Here is a 20,222-nt window from a genome sequence, read left to right as displayed (position 1 = left end):
AAACAATTTCCAAAATGTCCAAATTATCCCGGGTCGCGACTATAGCGCTCCGACAAAACGTCATTGTAAGTTATTGTTTTTTATATTTAAAACATTGACGCACCCCTTCACAACAGCCGAAGACTACCACGTCGCATGCGCTCGCATGCCCAGCTTCGGCAGCCGACCTCGGGGAGGAGAGAGACGCCAGCCGGTCAATAATTTGGAGGATAATCCATATGAGTTCCGCACCCAATCGGGGGCCGCTTTCCTTTCTGCTGAAGGAAAACATCGTCGCAGGCCCCGGCTTCAACCGCTGGCTGGTACCCCCGGCCTCGATCGCCATCCACCTGTGCATCGGCTCGGTCTACGCCTGGTCCGTATTCAACCCTGCTCTGACGCGCCAGCTGGGCGTTGTCAGCCCCGCTGCTGACGACTGGAGCCTGACCTCGGTGGTCTGGATCTTCTCGGTCGCCATCGTGTTCCTCGGCCTGGCTGCTGCCTTTGCCGGCAAATGGCTGGAAAAAGTTGGCCCGCGCATGGTCGGCACCGTTGCTGCCTTCTGCTGGGGCGGCGGTTTCCTCATCGGCTCGGCAGGGATCGCCAGCCATCAACTGTGGCTCGTTTACCTTGGCTATGGCGCCCTCGGCGGCTGCGGTCTGGGTCTTGGCTATGTCTCGCCGGTTTCGACCCTTCTGCGCTGGTTCCCGGACCGTCGCGGCATGGCAACCGGCATGGCCATCATGGGCTTTGGTGGCGGCGCGATGATCGCAGCCCCGGTCAAAGGCTGGCTGCTGTCCATCTATGCCAAGGCACCTGAATACCTTGGCACGCGCGAAGCCATCGACACCGTGATCGAAGGCGGCCGAGTATTTGCCCAGACCGCAAACGGCATGGTTGAGGTTGTCATCGCATCGGCGTCCCAGGCGGCAGCCCTGCCCGGCGGCGGCGAGGCTGGCGTCTATGTGGTTGGCACCGGCGACACCGGCGCATCCTCCACCTTCCTGACCCTTGGCATCGTCTATTTCATTGTGATGATCATCGCCTCCTTCAGCTATCGCGTTCCGGCGGAGGGCTGGAAACCTGAAGGTTGGGAGCCGAAACCGGCCGCTTCGGGTCTGATCACCAAGAACCACGTCCATATCGACCAAGCGCTGAAAACACCGCAGTTCTGGCAGCTGTGGGTGATGCTGTGCTTCAACGTGACGGCTGGCATCGGTGTGATCGGCGTCGCCAAGACGATGATGTCGGAAATCTACGGCACCACCATGCCGCTGATCGTGACCGCGGCTTTTGCCTCGACCTATGTTCTGATGATTTCGGTCTTCAACATGGTCGGCCGCTTCTTCTGGGCCTCGACCTCTGACTTCATCGGGCGCAAGAACACCTATCACGCCTTCTTCATCCTTGGCACGATCCTGTACCTGTCGATCCCCTATTTTGCGACCGCAGGCGCAGCAAACCCGTCGATGTTCTACCTGATCGGCTTCTACGTCGCGACGATGATCATCTTCTCGATGTATGGCGGCGGCTTTGCCACCATCCCGGCCTATCTGGCGGATATGTTCGGCACCATGCACGTGGGCGGCATTCACGGCCGGTTGCTGACCGCATGGTCCACCGCTGGTGTGCTGGGTCCGCTTGCGATCACGTCCTTGCGTCAGATGTCCGTAAACAATGCGATCACGGATCTTGCCGCCAAGGTAGATGCGCAGGCCTTTGAAACCGCCTTTGGCGCCCCGGTGTCGCAGCTGGACGCTCTGGTGTCCGCGAAGACGGTGACAATCGCCAAGCTGATGGAGATCGCGCCGCAGGGCATCGTCGATCCGACGCCGAGCCTTTACAATACGACCATGTATTGCATGGCCGGTCTGCTGGTTGTGGCCTTCTTTGCCAACCTCCTGATCCGGCCGGTGGGTTCGCACCACCACCACCCGGAAACCGGCGCAGCACCTTCGCCCGCCGAGTAACTCCGACACAATCCCAGAACCTGAAGGGGGCCTGCAAGCGCAGGCTCCCTTTTTTGCATTTATCGCCATGCACGGCCCGTGCCCCGGTCACGCCCGTAAGGTTCGCGTAAGCGGCACCACCCATATCGGGCGCCAACCCTGTACAAATATCGCAAGGAGCGTGTCATGCAGATCCTCAGGAAACTCGCCGTTCTGGTCACAGCCATCGGGCTGGCAACGCCGGTATTGGCCTCTTCCCCACCCAGCCAGGGCGCATTGCGCTTTGACGTCATCCGCAAGGGCAAGGACATCGGAGAGCTCAGCTACAGCTTCTCCGGCTCTGCCGCCAAATACTCCGTTCAGGTCGTCACCGATATCGCCGTCAAGATCCCGCTGATCCGCGTCAATGCTTATGCCTTCAAGCAGAACAGCGTCGAGACATGGGCAAATGGCAAGATGACCTCGATCCGCTCGGCCACCGATGATGACGGCGACGCCCATCAGATCAGCGAAAAGGGGCGTGGCCTGCTGCCCGCCAGCCTGTGGAACGATGATATTCTGAAACGCCGCCAGTTGCTCAACACCATCGACGGTACCGTCATGTCGGTGCGGGTGATCGATCTGGGTGTTCAGAATGTTCCCACCCGCAGCGGCCAGCTACGCGCCCATCACTATCGTATCTCAGGCGATCTCGAACGCGATGTCTGGTATGACCAGAACGGAGACCTTGCACATGTTTCCTTCAAGGCCGATGATGGGTCAACCGTGACCTACCTGCGCAAATAGGATCGCAGCCCATGCGGCTTCTCTATGTGGAAGACAACGAAAGGTTGGCGCAAAACACCTGTGCCAGCCTTGAAAGCAATGATTTCGTCGTCGACTGGGTGGCGACTGGCGCGGATGCGGTGCATTCCGCGCGCAGTTATTCCTATGACGCGATCATCCTCGACCTGGGCCTGCCGGACATGGACGGGCTGTCGGTGCTTGATGGGATCAAACAGGCCAATGCCGACACGCCGGTGATCATCTGCACCGCCCGTGATGCACTGGACGAACGGGTGAAGGGCCTCAACGCCGGATCTGACGATTATCTGGTCAAACCCTTTGACAGCAGCGAGTTGATCGCCCGCATCCGCGCCGTTCTGCGCCGCCCGGGCGGTGCGCTGGGGCTGAAGCTGAGCCTTGGTAACATCCGCTTTGACACCAACGATCGTTCCGTTGAGATTGCTGGCCAGCCCGCCCGGTTTTCCCGTCGCGAGCTGGATTTGCTGGAGGTCTTCATGCGCCGCAAGGGGCGCATCCTGTCCAAGGACAGCATTGAGAACGCGCTTTACGGATTTGATGCGCCGCCAACGCCGAACGCCATCGAAGTCGCGATTCACCGGCTGCGCAAGAAACTGCAGGATCTGGGCGCCGCAAGCACCGTCCACACGCTGCGCGGCATCGGCTACCTGATGGAAGACGACGGTCAATGAAGGCCCTCACCCAGTCTGCCCATGCCCCCCTTGGCGGACCGGGCTCACTGCAGCGCAAGCTGACAGTCAATATCGTCCTGGCGCTGCTGCTTGCCATCGCAATGTCCGTCACGATCCTGATCTCCGAGTTTTTCGAACATCTGGAAGAAAACCTCGAAGAGACGCTGCTGCGCGAAGCAAACGAGGTTCTGGTTCAGGCCGACCCGGAGGCGGAGAATTATGGCCTGCCGGTGCAATCGCTCCGATTTCGCGGCGCCGAGGGCGCCTATCGCTATACGGTGTTTGGCCCGGAAATGGTGCTGCTCGCGGGCGGTGAGACCTCTCCGCAAATCAAGGCGCAGATTGCACCGCTGCCGCTTGGCACCGCTGCCGAGATTGACCTGCCGGGAGAGCGGCGCGGCATGGCTCTGTGCGGCATCAATGCAGGGCTGAAGATCTGCGTTCTCGCCTCGGCCTATGCCCCCATCGCCGATACCAGCATCCTTGATGCCATGTGGCACGAGGTAGAAGAGCAGATCATCTGGATCATTCTTGGTGCGGTGCTGGTACTGTCATCGGCGCTGCTGGCGGCGCGGCTCTCCCTGCGGCCGCTGGATCGCGTCATGCAGCAGGCCGGCAGTATCGGCCCCGACGCGCCGGACCAGCGCCTTTCGCCCGAAGGGTTGCCGTCCGAGATCGTGCCCCTCGTCGCTGCCGTTAACAGCGCCTTTGCCCGGCTGGAAAAAGGCTACCGGTCGCAGCGCGAGTTTTCCTCGAATGTGGCGCATGAGGTCCGCACCCCTCTCGCGGTGCTGCACTCCAGCGTCGATACCATCGGTGACGCCGAGGTCCGCCAACGCCTCAAACAGGATCTGAAACAGCTAGAGCAGATCTTTGAACAGCTGATCGATCTGGCCCGCGCCGATGCGCTGGAACCCTCGACCTTTCAGGAAATTGCTCTGGACGATCTGGCGGTGCAGATCTCCTGCGCTCAGGCCCCGAACGCCATCCGCGCGGGCAAAAGCCTCGCCGTCACCGGCGCCAAGGGCGTCCGGATCCGCGGCAATGAGGGCCTTCTGGCCATCGCGCTGGACAATCTCGTGCGCAACGCGCTGATCTATTCGCCCGCCGGAACCGAGGTTGAAATCTGCGTCATGGCAAATCCACCCGGCATCGCGGTTCTGGATCGCGGTCCCGGAGTGGCCGAAACGGAACGCGAGGCGCTGTTCGAACGCTTCAACCGCGGCTCCGAGCCGGGCCGGGGCAAGGGCTCGGGAATTGGCCTGGCCATTGTAAAGGCCGTGGCCGAGGCCCATGGCGCCCGGGTCGACATTGCCGACCGGGATGGCGGTGGCAGCCGGTTCAGCATCGAATTTTCATAAAACATCACAGATACTTGACCTCCTCCGCCCATGGTTCTGCGAACCTGTAAGCGGGCTGTAAGCCTGGCGGGCGATTTCCCTAGACAACAGGAAATCCAAGCGAGGCGCTCCATGCGAATTGAGTTTTTGACGCCGACCTCTCTCGGCCGTGAAGCCGCTGAGGCCCATATCCGTGACGTTTACGACACCACCTATGCGGCGCAGGTCAAAGGCTTTGCCCCGGTTCTGGCAGCAGCCTCCAACGCAGAGGGTAAGATCCTCTGCGCGGCCGGGATCCGCACGGCGCAGGACGGGTTTTTCTCGGACTGCTACCTGAATGGCGATTTCTGCGAGGTCCTGAAGGAACGCACCGGACGCGATATCCACGCCAGCCAGATCATGGAGGTCACATCCCTGGCCTCGGTGTCGCCCTTTCCGGTGTTGCCCCTGCTCGACCGCATGATCGACTGGGGACGGCAGCAGGGCGTAGTCTGCGGCGTCTTCACTGCCACCCTGCCCCTGCGCCGCCTGCTGACGCGCACTGGGCTGGGCTATATCCCCCTTTGCGCCGCTGCGGCGGACCGCGTGGCGGACCCAGACAACTGGGGAAGCTATTACGACACTGATCCCTGGGTCTGCGCCTTTATCGAGACCGAGACGGATCTGGCGTTGTTGACGCCCGGCACCGCTGCGCCTGCATCGCTGCCGGGCCTTCAGGGAGGCGCTGCATAATGGACATGGTATTCGAGGCCCTGTGGTGTCACGCGGCAGAGCGCCCGCAAACGGTTGCCTTTTCCGGCGATGGCGACAGCCTGACCTGGGCCGATCTTGCCGCCGAAGTCACCGCACTTGCGGCGCGGCTGGACGGTGCGCCGCGTACCGTTGGCATCGCCCTTCCGGGCGGCTGCGCCTATGTAGTGGCCGATCTGGCGCTAACCCTCACCGGCCGTCGGCAGGTGCCGCTGCCGTTTTTCTTTGCGCCCGAGCAAATTGCCCATGTGATCAAGGACGCCGGGATCGGCGCGCTGATCACCGCACCCGAAACCGCCGGGCAAAGCGCTTTGCCGGAGATCCCCCTGTCGCTCGGCCATACCGGTGCTGGAGCGCGGCATAACCAGACCTCGACAGCCTCCAAGGCAGAGCGGATCATCTACACCTCCGGCTCGTCCGGGCGCCCCAAGGGCGTTGTCATCGGAAGCAGCCAGTTGCAGGCCTCGCTGAATGCACTGCTGCCCGTGGTGGCCCCGACGCACAGCGACCGCCACCTGTCGATCCTGCCCTTGGCGCAGCTTCTGGAACAGATCTGCGGCATATTCCTGCCCATTCTGGCGGGCGCGGAAACCCGGTTTGACTTCAACGCCACGCGCACTCTGTTCGGCGCCGAAATCGGACCATTGACCGCCGCCTTTGCCCGCGAAAGGCCCACCACCAGCCTGCTGGCGCCCGCGCTTCTGGGGCGCTGGGTTCAAGACCTCAGCAGCAAGGACGGCCGCGCGCCCAACTCGCTACGCTTCGTGGCCGTCGGCGGCGCTGCCAGTTCGCCCGCGCTGCTGCACGCCGCCGAGGCTGTCGGCATCCCGGCGCACGAAGGCTACGGTCTGTCGGAATGCTGCGCCGTGGTGGCGATGAACCGCCCCGGACACAATGCCATCGGCACCGTCGGAGAGATTCTGGAAGGGCTCGACGTTCAGATCATCGACGACGAGATCACCGTCGCAGGCCCCACCGTGATGACCGGGTATCTCAATGGCGATCCGCCCCCTGCCCGCTGGCACACCGGTGATCTGGGCCGCATCGAAAACGGGCGTCTGATCGTGGACGGGCGCAAGGACGCGCTGATCGTCACCGGCGCCGGACGCAACATCTCACCCGAGTGGGTCGAGCAAAGGATCAACGCCGATCCCCGCGTCGTCAGTTCGGCCCTTGGCCTGCACGAGGACGGATCGCTGGTTTTGGTGGTCGCTGCCGCGGCCCCGGTCAGCGGCGCAGAGATCGCCGCCGCACTCGAAGGGATCCCGCCCTATGCGCAGCCTGCGGCGGTAATCATGACCTCTCCGGCAGAGCCGGGCCTGCTCTTTGCGGCAGGCACCCCGAACCGCGCCGTCGCCGCCCGGATTATCAACGACCGCCCGGCGCAGCCTCTTTCCCAGACAGCCGAAAGCCTTGCCTCATGACCCAGAAAAAGACCGTTCTTATCACCGGCGCGGGATCCGGCATCGGCCGGGCGCTGACGATGGAAGCCGCACGCCTTGGCCATGTGCCGCTGATCACCGGACGCAGTCGGCACAAGCTGGAAGAGACCGCGACGCTCGCAGGATTGCCTGAGAGCGCCATCCTGCCCGCAGACGTGACCCTTGCCGAGGATCGCGCAAGGCTGGTCGCGCAGGTCGGTGGGCGGCTTGATATCCTGATCAACAATGCCGGCTGCCTGACCGTCGGACGGCTGACGGATCTCGGCGATGCTCAGCTGCAGGCGATGACGGACACAAACCTGATGGCCCCGATCGCGTTGACCCGGGATCTGTTGCCCGCCTTGCGCGCAGGCAAGGGGCGCGTGGCAAACATCGGCTCTGTCTTCGGCGATATCGCCTACCCCTATTTCGCGGCCTATTCGGCGACGAAGTTCGGCCTGCGGGGCTTTTCTGACGCGCTGCGGCGCGAATTGTCTGGCAGCGGCGTTGGCGTCACCTACATCGCCCCGCGCGCCGCCCGCACCGCCGCCGAAAGCGAATTCGGCGCCCTGATCGAACCGCTGGAGATGACGCTCGACAGCGCGGAACGGGTGGCTGCAGAAGCCTGGGAAGCGATCCGCAAAGGCAAACGCGAAAGCTTTCCCCGCGGCAAAGAGCGGTTCTTTGTCAAAGTCCAGCGGCTGTTCCCGCAGCTGGTCGACCGCTCTGTCGGGGCCCAGGCCCGCGCCGAGAAAACCATCGCCGCCCTGGACAGCCTGCGCCGCGCCTAGACCCTCCTGATTTCAAGAAGAAAGACCAAACATGACCTATACCGTGATCCGCGCCGCGCGCACCGGCAGCCAGATCGATGCCCCCGCCATTGCCACCGTCCGCGACCACCTGAACCGCGATGGCTGGGCGCTTCTGCGGGGCTTTGACGTTGATATGGCCGCCTTCAGCGCCCTGACGGCAGAGCTGTGCAGCACCATCACCTTTGACCCCGCGCGAGAATTTTCCGAACGCAACACCCAGATGGTTGACGCCGGGCTTGGCCCAATCGGCCTGCATATCGAAAACGGCAACACCCCGGTCTGCCCCGATATCGTCGCCTTCTATTCCGCCAAGGCCGCCTTTGAAGGCTCGCAGACCACGATCTGCGACGGGCGCGATGTGCTGGCCAGCATGTCGGACGCACAGCGCGCGCGCTGGAGCCAGCCGATGACCGTCTCGCGCAAGCTGCCGGAACTTTTGTGGAAACGCTACCTGGCCAATGAACACCCCGCAATCTCGGAGCCTGAAGAGGTGACCGAAGAGCATATCCTGCAATTCAAGGCAGCGATCCCGAACCAGGATTTCGACATGCACGAGGATGGCTCGCTCACCTATCATATCACGCTGAACCCGGTGCGGCCCTCGGCCCTGTCCGGCGCTGCAGGCTTTGCCAATGCGGTTCTGGGTCCGTCGCACAATTACGAGCCGCCCGTCTACCGGCTGGCAGATGGCAGCCTGGTCAGCGCCGAAGAGATCGAGGAGCTGCGCGAACTGGCCGAAGACAGCACCACCGAGATCAACTGGCAGGACGGCGATATCGCTGTGCTCGACAATACCCGCATCATGCACGGGCGCCGGGCAATCAAGGATCAGGATCGCCAGCTGTTCATCGGCATGGGCCGGGTCTGATCATAGTCCCTCTGTGCCCTCACCCGTTGCCGGGAAACCGGCTGCGGGTCCGGTTGGCAAAGGCCACCAGCGACAGCATCACCGGCACCTCGACCAGCACACCGACCACGGTGGCCAGCGCGGCGCCGGAATTCAGCCCGAACAGCGAGATCGCAACCGCGACGGCCAGCTCAAAGAAATTCGAGGTGCCGATCAGCGCGCAAGGCGCGGCGATCCGATGCGGCACCTTCAGCGCGAAGGCCGCGCCATAGGCTAGCGCGAAGATCCCGTAGGACTGGATCAGAATGGGCACCGCGATCAAGGCGATAACCTCGGGCCGGTCCAGGATCACCTGCCCCTGCAGGCCGAACAGGATCGTCACCGTCGCGATCAACCCGATCACCGACCAGGGTTTAACGTGGGCTTGAAAGCCCTCAATCCGCGCCACACTGCCCAGCCGCTTGCGCGTCCAGATCCCGGCCAATAGCGGCAGCAGCACAAAGAGGATCACCGACAGGACCAACGTTTCCCAGGGCACCTCGATATCGGTGACACCCAGCAGGAAGGCCACGATGGGGGCAAAGGCAAAGACCATCACCACATCATTCAGCGACACCTGCAGCAGGGTGTAATTCTCATCCCCGCGCGTCAGCTGCGACCAGACAAAGACCATAGCCGTGCAGGGCGCCGCGCCCAGAAGGATCAGACCGGCAATGTACTGTTGCGCATCCTCGGGCGATACCAGATCGGCAAAGACGCCTTCGAAGAACAACAGCCCCAACAGCGCCATGGTGAAGGGTTTGATCAACCAGTTGACCACCAGCGTGATGCCCAAGCCCCGCGGCTGTTTGAAGGCATCCTTCACCGCGGCCGGATCGACGCCGACCATCATCGGATAGACCATCGCCCAGATCAGCACGGCAACCACCAGATTGACCCGCGCCAGTTCCGCCGCCGCGATCATCTGCACCAACGCCGGTGCGATATTGCCGATGACGATGCCTGCCACCATGGCCAGCGCGACCCAGACGCTCAGATATCTTTCAAAGATGCTCATGGCGTGACCTCCGCGCCTTCAACGTGCAGCTTGCCCGCGGCAAGCGCCGACAGCGCCACCATAAGGGCCGCCGTCCCCAGAACAAGCGCGAGCCCGCCAACCTGATAGGTCAGCCCGGACAGAAGCGTACCAGTCAGGCGACCGCCCGCATTTGCCATGTAATAAAAACCCACATCCATCGTGACCCGCTCGGCCTTGGTGAAGGCCAGGATCAGGTAGGAATGCAGCGAAGAGTTCACCGCGAACAGCGCGCCAAAGGCCAGAAGGCCAAGGACAAGAACCGCCGTCAGCCAGGGCTGCGGCGCCGGCGACATCCAGACCGCAAGGGTCAGCGCCGCAGGCACGGTAAAAAGCGCCAGCGCCCAGCCGCGCGCGGCGCGGATCAAGGCGCCCTCGGGCCGTTTGGCTGCGCCCAGCAGCCACGGTGCAGCGGCCTGCACCGCACCATAGAGGATGATCCAGACTGCCGTGAATGTGCCGATCATGAAAAAGGCCGCGCGGTTGCCCGCTTCGGATCCATCCGACAGCACCGCGTAGAAATAAATCGGGATGCCCACCACGAACCAGACATCGCGCGCGCCGAACAGGAACACCCGCGCCGCCGACAGCCAGTTCACATTGGCGGATTTCGAGAACACCTCGGAAAACTTCGCGCCCTTGCGCCCGGTCGGCAGCCCCGGCGGCATCAGCATCACGATGGCGGCAAAGACCAGCGCCAGAACCATGGCCATAGCAATGATCGACCAGCTAAACCCAAGCGTCGCCAGCAGGGCCGCGCCCAGCAAAAAGCCCAGGCCCTTTACCGCGTTCTTGGATCCGGTCAGCACCGCCACCCAGCGAAACAGTCCGCCGTTTGCGGATGGCGCCAGCAGTTTCACCGCCGATTTCGACGACATCTTGGCCAGATCCTTGGCCACGCCGGAAATGCCTTGCACGCACATCACGAAGACGACCGAGGCACCAATGGCCCAGTCCGGATCAAGCTGCGTCAGCGCGCCCAGCGCCACGATCTGCAATCCCAGCCCGGCATAAAGCGTCGCCGCCAACCCGAACCGCGCCGCGATCCAGCCCGCCGAAAGGTTGGTCACCATCCCGGCGATCTCATAAAGGACAAAGAGATAGGCCAGCTGTACCGGAGAGAACCCCAGCGTGTGAAAATGCAAGAGGACCAGCATCCGCAGCGCCCCATCGGTGAGCATGAAGGCCCAATAGGCCGCCGTCACCGCTACATAGGCCGACAGACCCTCGGGGCGATGGTTCACAGTGAGGCTCCGACCATCAGGGCCACATCGACAAGCCGCCAAGCGTAGCCCATTTCATTGTCATACCAGGCATAAACTTTCACCTGGGTGCCATTGACCACCATGGTCGAGGGCGCATCCACGATCGAAGAGCGCTGATCATTGGTGTAATCGGTCGAGACCAGCGGGCGGGTCTCATAGCCAAGGATGCCCTCCAGCTCCCCTTCGGCGGCGGCCTTGAACAGAGCGTTGACCTCTTCGGCGGTGGTTTCACGCTCCACCTCGAAAACACAGTCGGTGAGCGAGGCATTCAGCAGCGGTACCCGCACCGCATGGCCATTCAGGCGCCCGGTAAGCTCCGGATAGATCAGCGTGATTGCCGTGGCGCTGCCGGTGGTTGTCGGGATCAGCGAATTCAGCGCCGAGCGCGCCCGGCGTAGATCCTTGGCGGGGCGGTCGACGATAGTCTGGGTATTGGTGACATCGTGGATGGTGGTGATGGAGCCGTGCCGGATACCCAGATTTTCGTGGATCACCTTGACCACAGGCGCCAGGCAATTGGTGGTGCAACTGGCAGCCGTCACGATGCTGTGGCGCGCCGGATCATAGGTGCCCTCATTGACGCCATAGACGATATTGGCCGTATCGCCATCCTTGACCGGGGCGGAGACCACGACCTTTTTCACGCCCGCGTCGAAATAGGGGGCAAGCTTGGCCTCTGTCTTGAACACACCGGTGCAGTCGATGACCACATCCACGCCGTCGAGCGGCAGTTTGGACAGATCGGAGGTGCCGACGAAGGGAAGACGCATGTCATTGATCGTCACGCTGTCTGCATCATGGGAAAACTCCGCATCCCAGCGCCCATGCACCGTGTCGAACTCCAGAAGATGTGCGTGCATTTCCGGATCACCCACCGCGTCGTTAATCCAGGCGATTTGCGCGCCCTGCTCCAGCAGCGGTTTCAGAGCAAGTTTTCCGATCCGGCCAAGGCCGTTCACAGCATATGTGGTCATTAGGTGTCTTCCTGTGCTTGGCTGGCGATATCATCCACCGCGTGTTGCAGGGCGATGCGGTCCAGTGTTTCGATGGGCAGCGCCGTAAAGGCCTCGATCCGGCGTTTCAGCGCGCCATAGGCCTGATGAAAGGCGAGGCTTTTTTCGGCATCGGTGCCCTCGGCCTTGACCGGGTCCGGCATGCCCCAGTGGCCACTGATCGGCTGACCGTCCCAGGCAGGGCATTCCTCGTTGGCGGCCTGATTGCAGACGGTAAAGACGAAATCCATCTGCGGCGCACCGGGACCTGTAAACTCAGCCGTGTTCTTGGCCCGCAGATGCGCGGTGTCGTGCCCCTTGGATTGCAGCACCTCCACCGCGAAGGGATTCAGATCTGACTGGGGGCGGGTTCCGGCGGAGTAGACGTTGAAGCGATCCGACGCGCGATCGCGCAGGATGCTTTCGGCAAAAATCGAGCGGGCGGAATTTCCGGTGCAAATGAATAGCACGTTGTATTTGCGCGCGGTCATGGCGGGGTGTCCTGTTTGGGGGGAAGTGGCGGTGGGCAGGCAAAGGTCCGGACGCCCACGGCAACAATCGAGCATCAGATAGTCAAAGGTCTGTTGCACCGCTGACATATCGACAGTGTAGAGCAGCGAGGTCCCGACCCGTTCCTGCGTCACCAACCCCGCCTGCATCAGCGCAGACAGATAGGCGGAGAGGGTGCTGGCCTTCAGATCCAGCGCCCCGGCGATTTCACCTGCGGGCATCCGGTCCGGATAGCGCCGCATCAGCAGCCGGAAAATGGCCAGTCGCTGTGGATGACCAAGCGTGGTCAGGCGGGAGGGAATCTCTTTTTCCATACTTCATGAATATAGGAAATAAAGAGCTCATGACAGTGAAGATTTTGTAACGGCCTTATGACAGGGGCCGAAACAAAAACCGCCCCCGGGATGGAGGCGGCTACAGGTTACAGAACGGCCAGCGGGGTTATTCCCACTCCATCTCCTCATAGACCGTCTGCGCATTGCGCCCGGCCAGGCTGTCGAATTGCTCAAGCCCGGCAAAAGCAGACTGATCAACCCCGGGCGCGTCCATGATGTCACCGCCCTCTTCGATCAGGGCACCGATCTGGGAGCGCAGGTTCACAAGGTATTCGTAGGTGTCAGCGCGGGCCTGTTCCAGCGTGGTGGCATGGCCATGGCCGGGAACCACATGGGTCGGCTCATAGGCCGCCATCGCCTCAAAGGTCTCGATCCAGCTTTTGGCGTTGGACTGCGGCCCGACGCCTAGGATCCGCTCCACATAAACAATATCCCCGGTGAACATCACGTCACGATCTTCCAGCCAGACAAAACTGTCGCCCAGCGTATGGGCCTGCCCGTGATGGGTGATCTGGAAGGTCAGACCGCCGACAGCGAGATCATGACCGGCGTCAAAGGTCACATCGGCATAGCGCGGCTCGGTACCTGCCAGCTCATCGCCCAAAAGCTGCGAAAGCATGGTCATCTGCATGGATTGGCGGTCCTTGTGATCCGCCACGGCAGCCTCGGATGCGATCACCGTCGCGCCCTGCGCCTGCCAGTAGCCGTTGCCCAGCCAGCGGTGATCCTGCCCGCCCGTGTCGATCACATAGGTCACCGGCTGGTCGGTGATCTGATCGATGGTGGCGTCAATCATCTCGGCGCCTTTCCAGGAGCCGCCGGGATCCATCAGCACCACCCCTTCGGAGGTCACCACCACGCCGAAGGTGGCATTGTTGCCAAGGTTCTCAGTGTTGCGTTGGCTTTTCGGACCAACCAGCGCCCAGACATCATCGGCAACCTTCTGCACCTCCAGCACATCCGCGAAGGCGGCCAGCGGCAGGGCTGACAGAACAAGGGTCAAGGTAAGTGATTTCATGTGCAGCCCTCCCGGCATCTGCGCGCGTTCCCGAAAGACCCTGCCAGAGTGGGCGAGCGTCAGACAGAGGACCATCCGACGCAGACAAAAAGACTGGCCCGGGATATCCGCCCGGGCCAGTGTTTAGTGCCAATTCAGCTCCAGTCTTCAGTCGCCATCGGACACACCGGCCTGCCGCAGCCGAGCGCGGCGCGCGCGAAAGCTGGGCAACAGCACCAAAAGCCCCGCCAGCACCAGCAGCGCCAGCGTCATCGGCCGGTCCAGCAGGAACCCCATTCCATCATAGAGCTGCATCGCGCGGGCAAAGTTGTCTTCCAGCATCGAGCCAAGGATGAAGCCGATCAGCAACGGCGCCAGCGGATAGTCGGCGAACCTCAGCACAGTGGCGCAGATGCCAAGCCCGACAAGGATCAGCAATTCGGTTGCGTTGTTCTGCCCGATGTAGGCCCCCATCAGGGTGAAGAACAGGATGAAGGGGATCAGGTAGTTGCGCGGCACCGCCAGCACCTTGGCGATGTAAGGGATCAGCGGCAGGTTCAGCACCAGCAGCACAAGATTGCCCACATACATAGAGATGATCACCGCCCAGAAGATCTGCGGCTCGTCGATCATCAGACGCGGCCCGGGCGAGACGTTGAGCGCGATGAGCGCACCCAAGAGGATCGCCGTGGTGCCCGATCCGGGAATGCCCAGCGTCAGCAGCGGCACGAAGGATCCGGTGCAGGCCGCGTTATTGGCGCTTTCCGGCGCCGCCAGCCCTTTGACCGAGCCTTTGCCGAATTGTTCCTGCTCCTCCTTGGGCGCAATGTTGCGCTCCACCGCATAGCCCAGGAACGAGGCGATGGTGGCCCCTGCCCCCGGCAACACCCCGATCAGGAAGCCCTGGATCGACTGGCGGCCAATCACCGGCGCAATCGCGCGCGCTTCGTCCCGCGTGATGCGCAGGTCCTTGATCTCGCTGCTGCCGCCGTCCGTCTTGGACCGGCTGGGATCCAGCACCAGATACAGCGCCTCCGGCAGGGCGAACATCGCCATGGCAAGGGTGATAAAGCCAAAGCCGGACTGCAGATCCATGATCCCCATGGTGAAACGCGGCATGTTGAACAGCGCGCCCTCGCCCACGGTGGCCATGATCAGCCCCAGCAGTGTCATCAGCAGTGCCTTCACCACCTGACCGGTTCCGGCAAAGGCCGCGATGGCCGACAGCCCCACCACCATCAGCGCAAAATACTCTGCGGAATGGAACAGCAGCGCCACGGTTGCCAGCGCGGGCGCAAAGATCATCAACAGCACCGCGCCGATGCTGCCCCCGCAGAAGGACGAGATCGCCGCCACCGTCAGCGCCTTGCCGGCCTTGCCCTGCCGCGCCAACGGATAGCCGTCAAACGAAGTCGCCACGGTCGAAGCCACCCCCGGCGCATTGATCAGGATCGACGAGGTCGAGCCGCCAAAGATCGCGCCATAATAGACCCCGGCCAGAAGGATCAGCGCCGCCGAGGGGTCACCAATGGTGATCGCCACCGGGATCATGATGGAGATGATGCTCATGGGGCCCAGGCCCGGCAGCATACCGATGAATGTGCCGATCAGACAGCCGCCGATCACCATCATCAGGTTCGTCAGGGAAAAGGCGCTGGAAAGGCCAATCATGATACCTTCGAACATGTCAGCCTCCCACGCCAAGGAAGATCGGCCAGGGGCTGAGGAAGATCCCCAGAACCTCTTGCACCAGATACCAGACGCCGCCCGCCGCAAGCGCCGCGATGGGCAGCAGGACGTGCAGCTTGCGCTCACCCAGGATCACCGCGCCAAGGGTCAGGAAGCCTACCGTGGAGATCAGGAACCCGGCGGGCCGCAGCAAGAGCGCATAGGCCACCATCAGAGCCAGAAGCGCCAGCGCCTGCCCCAGTTTATAATCGCCAAGCCGCCGGTGATCGATGTCGCCAACCTTGGGGCCGCTGTCGCCCTTTTGCGGGCTCAACACAATGATCAGGGCGCAAATGGCCGCCAGCACCGACAGGACCTTGGGAAAGGTGCTGGGCCAGATGGCATTGAATTTCATGAAGGGGGGAAGGCCTGCGTCCATGGTGAAATAGGCCGCATAGCCATAGGTGAGGCTGATCAGCAGGATGACCAGCGCGATCCATCGATCAAGCGCCATGTTCTCCTCCGGGTACGTCTTGGAAAATGGAATGGCGTCGCCTGCCGGGCAGATCTATCGATGCCCCGGAGGCGACGCCGGTTTGGAAACGCGGGATCAGAGGAACCCGAGTTCCTGCATCAGCGATTTGATGACCTCTTCCTGACCTTCCAGGAACTTTTCGAAGTCCTCGCCGCTGTTGTGGATGTTGACCCAGCCGTTGCGAGCCCGCACCTCTTCCCATTCGGGCGTGTCGTACATCTTCGCGATGGCTGCCTGATAGGCCGCCTTGCGCTCTTCCGGCAGGCCGGGGGCGCCGAAGAAACCGCGCCAGTTGACAAAGCTCGCGTCTATGCCCTGTTCCTTCATGGTCATGGCATCGGCATAGGCCGGAACGCGGTCATCTGCGGTAACACCGATGATTTTCACCTCACCTGCGTTGGCCAGATCGATGGCCTCGGAGAACCCGGTGGAAAGCGCCTTGATCTCGCCCGACAGCAGCGCCGCCATGGCCATACCGCCCGCGTCATAGGGGATGTATTTGACCTCAGTCGGGTTCTCGCCCGCAGCCTTCATCACCATGGCAGCGACCAGATGATCCATGCCGCCCGGAACCGAGCCGCCGCCGATGGCGGTGCCGCGCGGGTCTGCCTTGTAGGCGGCGATCAGGTCGGCCATGGAATTGATCGGGCTGTCCTTGCCCACCACGATGGCGGCGTAGTCGCCGATGGTGCCAGCGACCATTGTGAGGTCACGGAAGTTATGTGGGAAGACCCCGGTCAGCGAACGGATTACGATGGGGGTAGAGTTCACCATCAAGGTGCCGTGGTTGCTGTCGGCGTTCTCGATCAGATAGCCGATGGCCTTGCCGCCGCCGCCACCCGACATGTTCTCGAACGATGCCGTGCCCACAAGTCCTGCCTTGGTCAGCGCCTCGCCGGTGCCGCGCGCAGTGCCGTCCCAGCCACCGCCGGCGCCGCCGGGAATCAGGAAATGGATGCTGTCGACGGCCATGTCTTCGGCCATCGCGGGTGCGCCAAGGGCAAGGGTCGCGGTCGCCGCAGCCATCAGGGCCCGTCGGGTCAGGGTAAATGTCATGTGTTGTCCTCCCATTTGACAAGTGGCGGCCAAGCCGCTCATGACTGAATGAAGAACACGCAAAGCTGACACGGACCTGTCACAGACCTGTCAGCATGCGCCGGATCAAGGACAGGGATGGGATGCGATTTCTGCTGGTTGAGGACAACATGAGCCTGGCAGCTGCGGTCTGTGACAGGTTGCGGATGGATGGCCATGTTGTCGACCATGCGCCAGGCGCCCGGGACGCCGAGGCATTTTCCGCAACCACGGATTACGATCTGATTTTGTTGGATATTATGTTGCCGGACGGGGATGGCCGCAACTTCCTGAAAGCCCATCGCGCCCGCGAGGGAAAGACCCCGGTGATCGTGCTGACGGCGCGATCAGAAGTGTCGGACCGGGTCGGCGTGCTGGACCTTGGCGCTGACGATTACATCACCAAACCCTTTGATTTTTCCGAGTTGGAAGCCCGCTGCCGTGCGGTTCTGCGGCGTCAGGGCGGCAACAGTTCCAACCAGCAGCGATTCGCGAATCTGGTCTTTGATCCGCTTGCCGGCACGCTTGTGGTGGCCGGAACCCCGGTGCCGCTGCGCAACAAGGAACTGCGGCTGCTAGAAATCTTCCTGAGCGCCCCGGACCGCATTTATTCCAAGGCAAAACTGGTGGATCGGTTGTTTTCCTACGACGAGGAAGTGTCGGAGAACGCCATCGAGGTCTACGTGGGTCGGCTGCGCAAGCGCCTTGCCGGATCCGGCGCAGCCATCGTAACCGTGCGCGGGCTGGGCTACCGGATGTCGCTGGCATGACCCCGCCGAAGCCCCCCGCACCCCAGACCCCTCCCCTGCGCACCAGCGGATCGCTGCGGCGCCGGTTGATCCTGCAGGTGGTGATGAGCGCGGCGTGTCTGGCCACGATCCTGTTTTTCACCGTTCTTGTCTTTACGCGCGACGTGTCTCAGCGCACCCATGACAGCATCCTGCTCGCCTCGGCGACATCGATCATGGATTCGGTGCGGGTACAATCCGGCGCCGTCACCCTCGACATTCCCTATGCGGCGCTTTCGATGCTGGGCAATGTCAGCGATGACAGGGTGTTCTACAGTGTGCGTCAGGATGGCCAGCTGCTGACCGGATACGAAGACCTGCCGCAGACCGCCCAGCGCCCTGCCCCGGGAGATCCCGCCTTTGATACCGAAAGCTACCGCGGCAGCAGCCTGCGCATGGTGGCGCTGGTCCGGCGCCTGTCCCTGAATAACGGACCGGTCGATGTGGTCATCACCGTGGCTCAGACCCGCGAAGGACAGGCGGCCGAGCTGGGGCGGCTGACCCGCTGGGCCATGTTGATGGGCGGCGGTTTTTTCCTGATTTCCGCCCTGCTTGGTGTCTGGGCCGCACAATCCAGCATCCAGCCGCTGCACGCGCTCAGTGCCGTTGTCTCGCGCCGCGGCCCAAAGGATCTGCGCCCGGTCCGCCATGCGGTGCCCAGCGAAATGCTGCCACTGGTGCAATCACTGAACCGGTTTATTGAACGCCTGCGGGTCTCCCTCGCGCGATCCGAAGACTTCATCGCCGAGGCCGCGCACCGGGTCCGCACGCCGCTGGCCACAGTCCGGGCACAGGCCGAAATCACCCTGCGCCGAGTGGACAAGGCAGAAAACCGGGCCTCCTTGCGTGAGATGATCCGCGCCATCGACGAAAGCTCCCGCGCGGCGGGGCAGCTTTTAGATCATGCCATGGTGACCTTCCGCACCGACAGTCTGGAGCGTAAGGAGGTGGCCCTTGACACGCTGACCAATGATCTGGTCGACCGGCTGCGGCCCGTCGCCGATCTGAAGGATATCGACCTGCAGTTTGCCTGCGACGGGGTTGCGCCGCTCTGGGGCGATGCCATTCTGATCCAGAACGCAGTGCGCAATATTCTGGATAACGCCATCAAATACGCCCCTTCGGAAACCAATGTTGAGGTCACGGTGCGGCAGGGACCGCTGGACGCCATCGTCTCGGTCCAAGATCAGGCAGGTGGATTCCCCGAAGACACAGACACAGCCGCCCTGACCGAACGGTTTGTGCGCGGCAGCAATGCCGCCGGGACAATCGGTTCCGGCCTCGGGCTGACCATTGCCCGCGAAGTTGCCGAAGCCCATGGTGGCAAGCTGATCATCGCCCCTTCAGATACAGGAGCCGGAGCATGCGTTTCCTTGTCTTTTCCCTTGCGCTGATGGTGACGGCCCTAGGGCTGGCCTTGCCCGCATCCAGTTTTGAAGTAGAGGAATTCCGCCGTTTTGGCCCCGAGGGCGCCCCGGCGCTGCGGGTAGTGTCCACCACGGACATGGATGTTCTGGCGCCGCTGGTCGAGAGTTTTCTTGCGGACAGGCCGGGCACCGCCATCGAATACACCACCGTCAGCAGCGCTGTTTTGATGGAGGTGGTGACCACGGGTTCGGGCCCGCAGGCGCGGTTTGATATCGCCGTCTCTTCTGCCATGGACCTGCAGACCAAACTGGCCAACGATGGCTATACCCGGCGCCACAGGTCTGCCGCGACCGACGCCATGCCGGACTGGGCGAACTGGCGCGATCATGTCTTTGCCTTTTCGCAGGAGCCTGCATCCCTGCTGTTGTCGCGCGCCGCCTTTACCGGGCTGGAGCTGCCCCGGACCCGACAGGATCTGATCCGCCTGCTACGACAGAACCCCGATCGGTTCCGGGGCCGTATCGGCACCTATGACATCGCCACCAGCGGCCTTGGTTATCTGTTCGCCACCCAGGATGCGCGGACCTCGGATTCTTACTGGCGCCTGATGGAGATCTTTGGCGGGCTAGAGGTGCGGCTGTACTGCTGTTCGGGGCAGATGATCCGGGATGTCGCGCGCGGAGATCTCGCCATCGCCTATAATGTGCTGGGCAGTTACGCGCTGGCGCGCACGGACCTGACAGACAGTATCGTGATCATCGATCCGCAGGATTACACCAACATGATGCTGCGCACTGCCGTAATCCTGGAAAATGCCCAGCAGCCGGATCTGGCCGGAGCCTTTGTCGATCATTTGTTGCAGGCGGCCTGGGGTCCTGACCCCGATCCCGGCTACCCGTTTCACCGCTACCCGGTCGAAGCCAGCGATCACAGCGCGCCCCTTCGGCCGATCCAGCTGGGGCCGGGGCTGCTGGTGTTCCTGGATCGACTGAAGCGGGCGCGGTTCCTGAACGAATGGCACAGCGCCGTCAGTCAGAAATAG

General features: G+C 62.5%; 19 protein-coding genes. 11 read left to right on the top strand and 8 right to left on the bottom strand.

Annotation, left to right across the window (positions count from 1 at the left end; all coding sequences use genetic code 11):
- Window positions 1-218 precede the first annotated feature (218 nt).
- The 8 genes from SM766_RS03240 to SM766_RS03205 all read left to right on the top strand — a co-directional run bounded on the left by SM766_RS03240 (window position 219) and on the right by SM766_RS03205 (window position 8,594).
- Window positions 219-1,949, top strand: a complete 1,731-nt coding sequence (locus SM766_RS03240; RefSeq protein WP_065270949.1) for an OFA family MFS transporter — start codon at window positions 219-221, stop codon at window positions 1,947-1,949.
- Between the two features lie 165 nt (window positions 1,950-2,114).
- Window positions 2,115-2,714: a DUF6134 family protein gene (locus SM766_RS03235; RefSeq protein WP_368946924.1), complete on the top strand. Its 600-nt coding sequence runs from the start codon at window positions 2,115-2,117 to the stop codon at window positions 2,712-2,714.
- A gap of 11 nt (window positions 2,715-2,725) precedes the next feature.
- Window positions 2,726-3,403: a response regulator transcription factor gene (locus tag SM766_RS03230; RefSeq protein WP_274832381.1), complete on the top strand. Its 678-nt coding sequence runs from the start codon at window positions 2,726-2,728 to the stop codon at window positions 3,401-3,403.
- Window positions 3,400-4,764 carry a sensor histidine kinase gene (locus SM766_RS03225; protein WP_368946923.1) on the top strand — a complete coding sequence of 455 codons (1,365 nt, stop codon included), beginning with the start codon at window positions 3,400-3,402 and terminating at the stop codon, window positions 4,762-4,764. Before SM766_RS03230 ends, SM766_RS03225 begins: the two co-directional genes overlap by 4 nt.
- Before the next feature lie 111 nt (window positions 4,765-4,875).
- A complete protein-coding gene (locus SM766_RS03220) occupies window positions 4,876-5,475 on the top strand; it encodes a thermostable hemolysin (protein WP_368946922.1) in 600 nt (199 codons plus the stop codon).
- Window positions 5,475-6,917, top strand: coding sequence for an AMP-binding protein (locus SM766_RS03215; protein ID WP_368946921.1), 1,443 nt, complete (start codon window positions 5,475-5,477; stop codon window positions 6,915-6,917). The genes SM766_RS03220 and SM766_RS03215 overlap by 1 nt, the downstream gene beginning before the upstream one ends.
- Complete coding sequence (locus SM766_RS03210; RefSeq protein ID WP_368946920.1) at window positions 6,914-7,705, top strand: SDR family NAD(P)-dependent oxidoreductase; 792 nt, start codon at window positions 6,914-6,916, stop codon at window positions 7,703-7,705. The genes SM766_RS03215 and SM766_RS03210 overlap by 4 nt, the downstream gene beginning before the upstream one ends.
- Window positions 7,706-7,736: 31 nt before the next feature.
- Entirely contained in the window at window positions 7,737-8,594 is an 858-nt protein-coding gene (locus tag SM766_RS03205) for a TauD/TfdA family dioxygenase (protein ID WP_368946919.1), read from the top strand.
- Between the two features lie 19 nt (window positions 8,595-8,613).
- Here SM766_RS03205 and arsB read toward each other — a convergent pair whose 3' ends face one another.
- From arsB to SM766_RS03165, 8 genes are all read right to left on the bottom strand, one after another.
- Window positions 8,614-9,630 (bottom strand): ACR3 family arsenite efflux transporter, encoded by a 1,017-nt coding sequence (gene arsB, locus SM766_RS03200; RefSeq protein WP_368946918.1) that lies wholly within the window; start codon window positions 9,628-9,630, stop codon window positions 8,614-8,616.
- Window positions 9,627-10,892: an organoarsenical effux MFS transporter ArsJ gene (gene arsJ / locus SM766_RS03195; protein WP_368946917.1), complete on the bottom strand. Its 1,266-nt coding sequence runs from the start codon at window positions 10,890-10,892 to the stop codon at window positions 9,627-9,629. The genes arsB and arsJ overlap by 4 nt, the downstream gene beginning before the upstream one ends.
- Window positions 10,889-11,887, bottom strand: coding sequence for an ArsJ-associated glyceraldehyde-3-phosphate dehydrogenase (locus SM766_RS03190; RefSeq protein WP_368946916.1), 999 nt, complete (start codon window positions 11,885-11,887; stop codon window positions 10,889-10,891). Before SM766_RS03190 ends, arsJ begins: the two co-directional genes overlap by 4 nt.
- Complete coding sequence (locus tag SM766_RS03185) at window positions 11,887-12,729, bottom strand: arsenate reductase/protein-tyrosine-phosphatase family protein (RefSeq protein WP_368946915.1); 843 nt, start codon at window positions 12,727-12,729, stop codon at window positions 11,887-11,889. The genes SM766_RS03190 and SM766_RS03185 overlap by 1 nt, the downstream gene beginning before the upstream one ends.
- 127 nt (window positions 12,730-12,856) lie before the next feature.
- On the bottom strand, window positions 12,857-13,768 hold the full coding sequence (locus SM766_RS03180) for an MBL fold metallo-hydrolase (protein WP_368946914.1): 912 nt from the start codon (window positions 13,766-13,768) through the stop codon (window positions 12,857-12,859).
- Between the two features lie 147 nt (window positions 13,769-13,915).
- Complete coding sequence (locus SM766_RS03175) at window positions 13,916-15,433, bottom strand: tripartite tricarboxylate transporter permease (RefSeq protein WP_368946913.1); 1,518 nt, start codon at window positions 15,431-15,433, stop codon at window positions 13,916-13,918.
- 1 nt (window position 15,434) lies between these two features.
- Window positions 15,435-15,929 (bottom strand): tripartite tricarboxylate transporter TctB family protein, encoded by a 495-nt coding sequence (locus tag SM766_RS03170; RefSeq protein WP_368946912.1) that lies wholly within the window; start codon window positions 15,927-15,929, stop codon window positions 15,435-15,437.
- Window positions 15,930-16,025: 96 nt separating this feature from the next.
- Window positions 16,026-17,006 carry a Bug family tripartite tricarboxylate transporter substrate binding protein gene (locus tag SM766_RS03165; protein ID WP_065270963.1) on the bottom strand — a complete coding sequence of 327 codons (981 nt, stop codon included), beginning with the start codon at window positions 17,004-17,006 and terminating at the stop codon, window positions 16,026-16,028.
- Between the two features lie 122 nt (window positions 17,007-17,128).
- On the opposite strand from SM766_RS03165, the gene SM766_RS03160 reads away from it, so the two are divergent.
- The 3 genes from SM766_RS03160 to SM766_RS03150 are packed head-to-tail and all read left to right on the top strand — an operon-like array spanning window position 17,129 to window position 20,222.
- Window positions 17,129-17,794: a response regulator transcription factor gene (locus SM766_RS03160; RefSeq protein ID WP_368946911.1), complete on the top strand. Its 666-nt coding sequence runs from the start codon at window positions 17,129-17,131 to the stop codon at window positions 17,792-17,794.
- Window positions 17,791-19,206 carry a sensor histidine kinase gene (locus SM766_RS03155; RefSeq protein ID WP_368946910.1) on the top strand — a complete coding sequence of 472 codons (1,416 nt, stop codon included), beginning with the start codon at window positions 17,791-17,793 and terminating at the stop codon, window positions 19,204-19,206. The genes SM766_RS03160 and SM766_RS03155 overlap by 4 nt, the downstream gene beginning before the upstream one ends.
- The gene (locus SM766_RS03150; RefSeq protein ID WP_368946909.1) at window positions 19,176-20,222 is read left to right on the top strand and encodes an ABC transporter substrate-binding protein; all 1,047 of its coding nucleotides are present in this window, start codon (window positions 19,176-19,178) and stop codon (window positions 20,220-20,222) included. The genes SM766_RS03155 and SM766_RS03150 overlap by 31 nt, the downstream gene beginning before the upstream one ends.

Source organism: Pseudophaeobacter sp. A-200-2 (assembly GCF_041008815.1).
GTDB classification, from domain to species: domain Bacteria; phylum Pseudomonadota; class Alphaproteobacteria; order Rhodobacterales; family Rhodobacteraceae; genus Phycobacter; species Phycobacter gallaeciensis_A.
This window is presented reverse-complemented; position numbering and strand designations above follow the sequence as displayed.

What these genes read in the sequence shown, in the direction of transcription:
- SM766_RS03160 (WP_368946911.1), top strand. Translation starts at nt 17,129, where the DNA reads ATGCGATTTCTGCTGGTTGAGGACAACATGAGCCTGGCAGCTGCGGTC.
- SM766_RS03175 (WP_368946913.1), bottom strand. Translation starts at nt 15,433, where the DNA reads ATGTTCGAAGGTATCATGATTGGCCTTTCCAGCGCCTTTTCCCTGACG.
- SM766_RS03215 (WP_368946921.1), top strand. Translation starts at nt 5,475, where the DNA reads ATGGACATGGTATTCGAGGCCCTGTGGTGTCACGCGGCAGAGCGCCCG.
- SM766_RS03210 (WP_368946920.1), top strand. Translation starts at nt 6,914, where the DNA reads ATGACCCAGAAAAAGACCGTTCTTATCACCGGCGCGGGATCCGGCATC.
- SM766_RS03165 (WP_065270963.1), bottom strand. Translation starts at nt 17,006, where the DNA reads ATGACATTTACCCTGACCCGACGGGCCCTGATGGCTGCGGCGACCGCG.
- SM766_RS03150 (WP_368946909.1), top strand. Translation starts at nt 19,176, where the DNA reads ATGCGTTTCCTTGTCTTTTCCCTTGCGCTGATGGTGACGGCCCTAGGG.
- SM766_RS03240 (WP_065270949.1), top strand. Translation starts at nt 219, where the DNA reads ATGAGTTCCGCACCCAATCGGGGGCCGCTTTCCTTTCTGCTGAAGGAA.
- SM766_RS03235 (WP_368946924.1), top strand. Translation starts at nt 2,115, where the DNA reads ATGCAGATCCTCAGGAAACTCGCCGTTCTGGTCACAGCCATCGGGCTG.
- arsB (WP_368946918.1), bottom strand. Translation starts at nt 9,630, where the DNA reads ATGAGCATCTTTGAAAGATATCTGAGCGTCTGGGTCGCGCTGGCCATG.
- SM766_RS03155 (WP_368946910.1), top strand. Translation starts at nt 17,791, where the DNA reads ATGACCCCGCCGAAGCCCCCCGCACCCCAGACCCCTCCCCTGCGCACC.
- SM766_RS03225 (WP_368946923.1), top strand. Translation starts at nt 3,400, where the DNA reads ATGAAGGCCCTCACCCAGTCTGCCCATGCCCCCCTTGGCGGACCGGGC.
- SM766_RS03230 (WP_274832381.1), top strand. Translation starts at nt 2,726, where the DNA reads ATGCGGCTTCTCTATGTGGAAGACAACGAAAGGTTGGCGCAAAACACC.
- SM766_RS03205 (WP_368946919.1), top strand. Translation starts at nt 7,737, where the DNA reads ATGACCTATACCGTGATCCGCGCCGCGCGCACCGGCAGCCAGATCGAT.
- SM766_RS03170 (WP_368946912.1), bottom strand. Translation starts at nt 15,929, where the DNA reads ATGGCGCTTGATCGATGGATCGCGCTGGTCATCCTGCTGATCAGCCTC.
- SM766_RS03190 (WP_368946916.1), bottom strand. Translation starts at nt 11,887, where the DNA reads ATGACCACATATGCTGTGAACGGCCTTGGCCGGATCGGAAAACTTGCT.
- SM766_RS03180 (WP_368946914.1), bottom strand. Translation starts at nt 13,768, where the DNA reads ATGAAATCACTTACCTTGACCCTTGTTCTGTCAGCCCTGCCGCTGGCC.
- SM766_RS03220 (WP_368946922.1), top strand. Translation starts at nt 4,876, where the DNA reads ATGCGAATTGAGTTTTTGACGCCGACCTCTCTCGGCCGTGAAGCCGCT.
- SM766_RS03185 (WP_368946915.1), bottom strand. Translation starts at nt 12,729, where the DNA reads ATGGAAAAAGAGATTCCCTCCCGCCTGACCACGCTTGGTCATCCACAG.